Source organism: Nitrospirota bacterium, assembly GCA_020851375.1.
In the GTDB taxonomy this organism is placed as follows: domain Bacteria; phylum Nitrospirota; class 9FT-COMBO-42-15; order HDB-SIOI813; family HDB-SIOI813; genus RBG-16-43-11.
Map to the genome: position 1 here is coordinate 1 of JADZCV010000038.1, position 5,332 is coordinate 5,332.

Genomic DNA, 5,332 nt, shown 5'->3' on the forward strand with positions numbered 1-5,332 from the left:
GATACTTCTCACCATACTGCTCTTCTTTATTGTTCTCCGACATGATTGATCCCCCCTTTGTTATCTCCAGGATCATCATGTCATATCAGGTAAATCAGGGGAAGATGGGGTTAATTAAACGCTTACGGGTATGCCTCATTTTCATACCAGACCTTGAGGATTTCCTCCCTTTCTTTGTCTTTTAAAATCCTGACGCCCACCCGCTCGTCTATCCCTTCAATGGAACATCGCACATTAGAAAGTACGGATTCCTCTACAGGCTGGGCATCGAGCTTGAGAAGAAATACCTGGTCTTCGTTTATGTCGGAGCCTTCACGGGGTTCAGAATAAATTATGGAAGGCCCGCCTGTAGAAAAGGTAAAAGTTTTTTGACCTGTGAGATCTTTATTCGAAAGAGTTTTGATGCCGGGTTTGAGATTGAACTCGCAGACAACACCTGCAGGAAGATCCCTGTCAAAGTCATACTCCCAGTTTTTCCCGTCCATCCAGCGGCCATTACCTTTTTCAAGACATTTGATATCAAAAGGCCCCTCGACAAAGGGGTCCCCAAAAGTGACCATCTGTTCTGAGAAACGAACACTTACCTGTCTAACCCCTTTTACCACACCCTGCGGGTTGAAGAATTCAACCCCTGGCCCTTCTGCGCTTGCTAACCCAATGTTAATAAAGAAGCTCAAAAAAATCACTTGCAGGATTCTGAATTTCATAGTATCCCCCTACACATAATGGATTTATGATATCTGATCGACTATAACACAAGATGGCACTGAGGGTCATTAAGATGATGAGCCATTTTGACTGAACTTCTGTTATCAGTCAACATTACTTACATGCAGGATTATTGGACTTAATAAATGAAACAAAGTATTATAACCATCTATGAAAATGCCTGAATTGCTTGCCCCTGCAGGGGATATTGAAAAACTAAAGACAGCCATACATTACGGCGCTGATGCGGTCTATTTTGGTGACTCCAGATTCAGCCTCAGGGGCAGGGCGCGGAATTTTTATCCTGAGGAATTGATGCGTGCGGTTACCTATGCTCACGACCATGGTGTCAGGGCATATGTTACTGCAAATATATTTCCGCACAACCCTGACCTGGCCGGTATTGAAGAACATATAGATGTCCTTAAAGAGGCACGGCCTGATGCAGTGATTATCTCAGACCCGGGCGTCTTTATGATGTTTAAGAAAAAGGCCCCTGAGATAGACATCCATATCAGCACACAGGCAAATATCACAAACAGCAAGGCTGCGTTATTCTGGGAAGACCTCGGGGCAAAAAGGCTTGTGCTCGCAAGGGAGTTGTCTTTTGATGAGATTAGGGAAATCAGGCAAAACACGGCTCTTGAGCTCGAGGCCTTTGTACACGGGTCAATATGTATATCCTATTCCGGCCGGTGTTATATAAGCAGCTTTCTTTCGGACAGGAGCGCTAATTCAGGTGAGTGCACCAATTCCTGCAGATGGGAATATTCACTGATGGAAGAGAAAAGACCGGACGAGTATTTTCCGGTATTTGAAGATGAGAGAGGGACATATCTCATGAGCTCAAAGGACCTCTGCATGATCGAACATCTGCCCCTGCTGGCAGAGGCAGGGGTAGACAGTTTTAAGATTGAGGGACGGATGAAGGGGATTAATTACGTTGCGGGTGTTGTGAAGACTTACAGGGAGGCCATAAATAAACTTGTTCCCGGCGCTGTAGCATACGAAGTTGAAGAAAGATGGCTCCGGGAGCTCGCTATGTTCAGCAGCAGGGGATACACAACAGGCATGTTTTTAGGGAAACAGCCTGATGCGGATTATAATTTCGATGGTACGTCATACAGGATGAGCCACGAACTGGTGGGAGTTATAAAAGATATAGATGGTTCAGTTGCAAAGGTTGAGTTGAGAAACAGGCTTGATGCAGGCGACCCTCTGGAGTATTTAACCCCGGGCCTTGAAGATGAAGTGTTCGCCGCTGATGAAATGAAAACTGCCGGTGGCACGGCGATTATATCAGCAAGAAATGAGGATTTAATTTATATGCAGGTACCACAGGGCGTCAGAATAAATGATCTGATACGGCGGGAAAAGCAATGCAGACCTTGACTGATTAACTTTATTGGCTATAATGTCATATATGACATTTAAGCAATTATACAAGAATCAGGATAAAATCCTAAAAAAGATATTTGACAGGGAAAAGGATGTCTTTCCCGGAGCACGCGTTATCCTTGTGGGTGGTACCGCCCTTTCCAGATGTTACCTGCAGCACAGGGCATCATATGACCTGGACTTCTTTGTAAACACCCGCTTCGATCCTGCTGTGGTCCAGCGCAGGCTCGCCGGCGCCGCCATCGGGCTTCGGATGGCCGAGGTTGTCCATGACCCTATGTTTGCGACAGAGCTTCATGGAGTGGCCGATATCAAGGGCGAACCGCTTCGGATAAGTATTGTCGAGGACATATATGCTGACATGTTTCCAATTACTTCAGTTGGCGGTATTAGAACCGAAGTCATCGAGGGGCTTTATCATCGCAAGATAAGAACCGTCACGGGTTCCGGAGAAGGCGCCATCTCATCAACAGGACGAACTGTACATGCCGGGGCAAGACAGACGGCAAGGGACATCTTTGATTTATATGTATTAAGCAGGGAGATAAAACCTCTCATGGAGTTCGTAAGGGAAATTAATGAGCATGGGGCCGCCGTGCCGGAAGCATTGCTCATAAGCGGGATCAGGAAAATGCCCTGGATTGAATTGATGGATGAATTTGAGATGATCCAGAAGGCCGGCAGGTACGCTGATATAAAGGCCTTTGATATCAAACGCTACTTCGATGAGGTGTTGAGATGACTGACAGGACCATAATTCTCAGATCCGCTTTCTGGAGCGGTCAACTAACCTATAGAAAGTGGAGAGGGATTATCCGCAGAGGGCCGGAGGGACACATGCGGGTCTTTGTCCAGTCGTTTCTTCACCTTCCCATGGACTGGCTGCTTACGGAAATAGGCGACGAGAAGTTCATTTCCATTTGGACGGAGATAAGGGAAGGATTTGACGAAAAGTCACCGTTTGATAAAACGGTCCTTGACGCATGGGATGCTATATGGGGTGTAATGGCTGCAGGAGACTCACAATATCCCGTTAGCAGTGAGGTATCCCGCATGCCCAGGATGCGGCGCAAAGTTCTGAAGACTATAGTCCAAAACCCTGGGATAACCATATACGACGTTGCAAAGAAACTTCAACGTGATTACAGCAGGGTGCTGAAGGATATACAACTTCTTTCTGAAATGGGCGAGATCGAAATAAGGCCGGACCCAAAATCCGTCAGGAAGGCGAAACAACTTCTGCCAACGCGGTCAATAAATTCCGTATTACAACAGGCGTCACGTAAAAACGGCCGTTCTAATTAATCCAGACTCTTGCCTTGCGAAGAACTGAAAGCCCGTCAAAATGCGTATAGGTGTTGAACCTCGCATCCATGCCCCTCTGTACACACAGGCACACAGGCACACAGGCAACGGAACCTCAGTATCTCAGACACCCTGTGCAAGGTTAATCCCGCCGAGCCTCGTGCACTCAAGCGTCATGGCACGGATAAGGTATACTCACTTACCTGGCCACTGCTTGCCCCCCGCCTCCGGTATCCGCATCTTCACTTCAGGCAAGCCCTTCCACCCGACAACCCTGATCCCTTTATGCAGGTAAGAGGCGTCTCCGCCGTAGATCAACATCGGGTTTACCGCCAGATCACCGGATAGAGCCATCCATTTCTCCAAACCTGCAAAAAAATCCCGGGCCACAGTTGCGCCCGACTTTATCTCGACTGGAATCAGCAGCGCCCCCTGTTCGATGATCACGTCCAATTCATTGCCGTTGCTGTCCCGCCAAAAATAGATGCCAGGCCGCTCACCGGAATTGAGGCGCAATTTCATCAACTCTGACACAATAAAGGTCTCGAAGATATTTCCCCGGAGCGGGTGTGTCTCCAGATGTTGCGGCGTCTGAATACCCAGCAGCCAGCAAACAAGGCCTGAATCATAAAAATACAGTTTCAGTGCCTTTACAAGGCGTTTGTTGAAATTGGCATGGTGCGGGCGAAGCAGAAACAGGACGTAGCTCGCTTCAAGCACTGAAATCCACGTCCTGGCGGTGTTATGAGTAATCCCGCAATAGGGCGCGAATAGTCTCTTCTGCTCCCCGTGGAATCATGATTCCATGACTACCCAGAAATTATGCTAACTGTCAATTAGTTTGACAAATTACATAACTTGCATCCAGCTCGATGGGTCCACCCCTTTCCCTCCTCCACCGGAATTCGCAAATCTATAGCGCACTGTTTAGACTATCAATCCGCCGGACCGCCTCTTCCAATTCTTCATCACGCTTGGCAAAACAGAAGCGAATCAGGCTGCTGCCATCAGCGCCGTGGAAGAAAGCCTCTCCGGGCACTCCGGCAACACCTGTCTCTGAAAGGAGGTGCATAGCCTTCTCCCTGCCTGTCTCACCAGGCAGGCGGGACACATCGGCAAGGACATAGTAGGCACCCTGGGGGATGTGAGGCGGGAGACCCGCCTTCTGGAGGGCATTACAGATAATGTCACGTTTTACTGCATATTCGGAGGCAAGACCTTCATAGAAGGAGGGTGAAAGTTCCTGCAGTCCCACAGCCACACCATACTGAAACGGTGCCGGGGCGCAGACATATATAAGATCATTCATATAACCTATCATCTCTGTCCATCTCTTATGACTCACACTGTACCCGATCCTCCAGCCTGTTATACTAAAGGTCTTAGACAGTCCGGAAATGGTAATGGTCCGCTCAAACATCCCCGGAATCGTGGCAGGGCTTATGTGACGCCTTCCGTCATAGAGAAAATATTCATAGATTTCATCAGTAAAGACAAACAGGTCATGCCTTATTGCAAACTCTGCAATCTGCTCAAGCTCACTGATGCTAAAGACCTTGCCTGAGGGATTGGACGGCGTGTTAATCATGATCCCCTTCGTCTTCGGAGTAACAACACGCTCGAGGTCCTTCGGATCAAACGTCCAGTCCGGCGGGTGCATGGTCACAAATTTCGGAACCGCCTCAACAGCCATCAGCGTGTTTACATGATAGCCATAGTACGGCTCAAACAGGATCACCTCATCACCCGGGTTCAGCAGGGCAAGACAGGCACAGTAGAATGAGCCAGTAGAACCTGAACTGACAATGATATTATCATCCGGGTCCACCTGCATCCCATTGTAGTCAGCCATCTTCTTTGCTATCGCCTCACGAAGAATGGCAAGCCCGTCAAAACGCGTATAGGTGTTGAACCCCGCATC

6 protein-coding genes are annotated in these 5,332 nt (G+C 48.2%); 3 read left to right on the forward strand and 3 right to left on the reverse strand.

Translation table 11 applies throughout. The features are described from left to right. Window positions 1–122: 122 nt before the first annotated feature. Window positions 123–707, reverse strand: a complete 585-nt coding sequence (locus IT393_07650) for a hypothetical protein (protein ID MCC7202515.1) — start codon at window positions 705–707, stop codon at window positions 123–125. Window positions 708–879: 172 nt separating this feature from the next. On the opposite strand from IT393_07650, the gene IT393_07655 reads away from it, so the two are divergent. From IT393_07655 to IT393_07665, 3 genes are read left to right on the forward strand one after another with little or no spacing between them, the layout of a single operon-like run. Beyond that, window positions 880–2,100: a U32 family peptidase gene (locus IT393_07655; GenBank protein ID MCC7202516.1), complete on the forward strand. Its 1,221-nt coding sequence runs from the start codon at window positions 880–882 to the stop codon at window positions 2,098–2,100. A gap of 31 nt (window positions 2,101–2,131) precedes the next feature. Further along, window positions 2,132–2,848: a nucleotidyl transferase AbiEii/AbiGii toxin family protein gene (locus IT393_07660; protein MCC7202517.1), complete on the forward strand. Its 717-nt coding sequence runs from the start codon at window positions 2,132–2,134 to the stop codon at window positions 2,846–2,848. Next, window positions 2,845–3,411: a hypothetical protein gene (locus IT393_07665; GenBank protein MCC7202518.1), complete on the forward strand. Its 567-nt coding sequence runs from the start codon at window positions 2,845–2,847 to the stop codon at window positions 3,409–3,411. Before IT393_07660 ends, IT393_07665 begins: the two co-directional genes overlap by 4 nt. A 195-nt stretch (window positions 3,412–3,606) precedes the next feature. Here IT393_07665 and IT393_07670 read toward each other — a convergent pair whose 3' ends face one another. Then, on the reverse strand, window positions 3,607–4,164 hold the full coding sequence (locus IT393_07670; GenBank protein MCC7202519.1) for a DUF4143 domain-containing protein: 558 nt from the start codon (window positions 4,162–4,164) through the stop codon (window positions 3,607–3,609). A gap of 160 nt (window positions 4,165–4,324) precedes the next feature. Then, window positions 4,325–5,332, reverse strand: a 1,008-nt coding sequence (locus IT393_07675) for an aminotransferase class I/II-fold pyridoxal phosphate-dependent enzyme (GenBank protein ID MCC7202520.1), incomplete at its 5' end; no start/stop codon positions are given.

Bases quoted from the DNA above. Each gene is read 5' to 3' on its own strand.
- IT393_07655 (MCC7202516.1), top strand. From the start codon at position 880: ATGAAAATGCCTGAATTGCTTGCCCCTGCAGGGGATATTGAAAAACTA.
- IT393_07650 (MCC7202515.1), bottom strand. From the start codon at position 707: ATGAAATTCAGAATCCTGCAAGTGATTTTTTTGAGCTTCTTTATTAAC.
- IT393_07665 (MCC7202518.1), top strand. From the start codon at position 2,845: ATGACTGACAGGACCATAATTCTCAGATCCGCTTTCTGGAGCGGTCAA.
- IT393_07660 (MCC7202517.1), top strand. From the start codon at position 2,132: ATGACATTTAAGCAATTATACAAGAATCAGGATAAAATCCTAAAAAAG.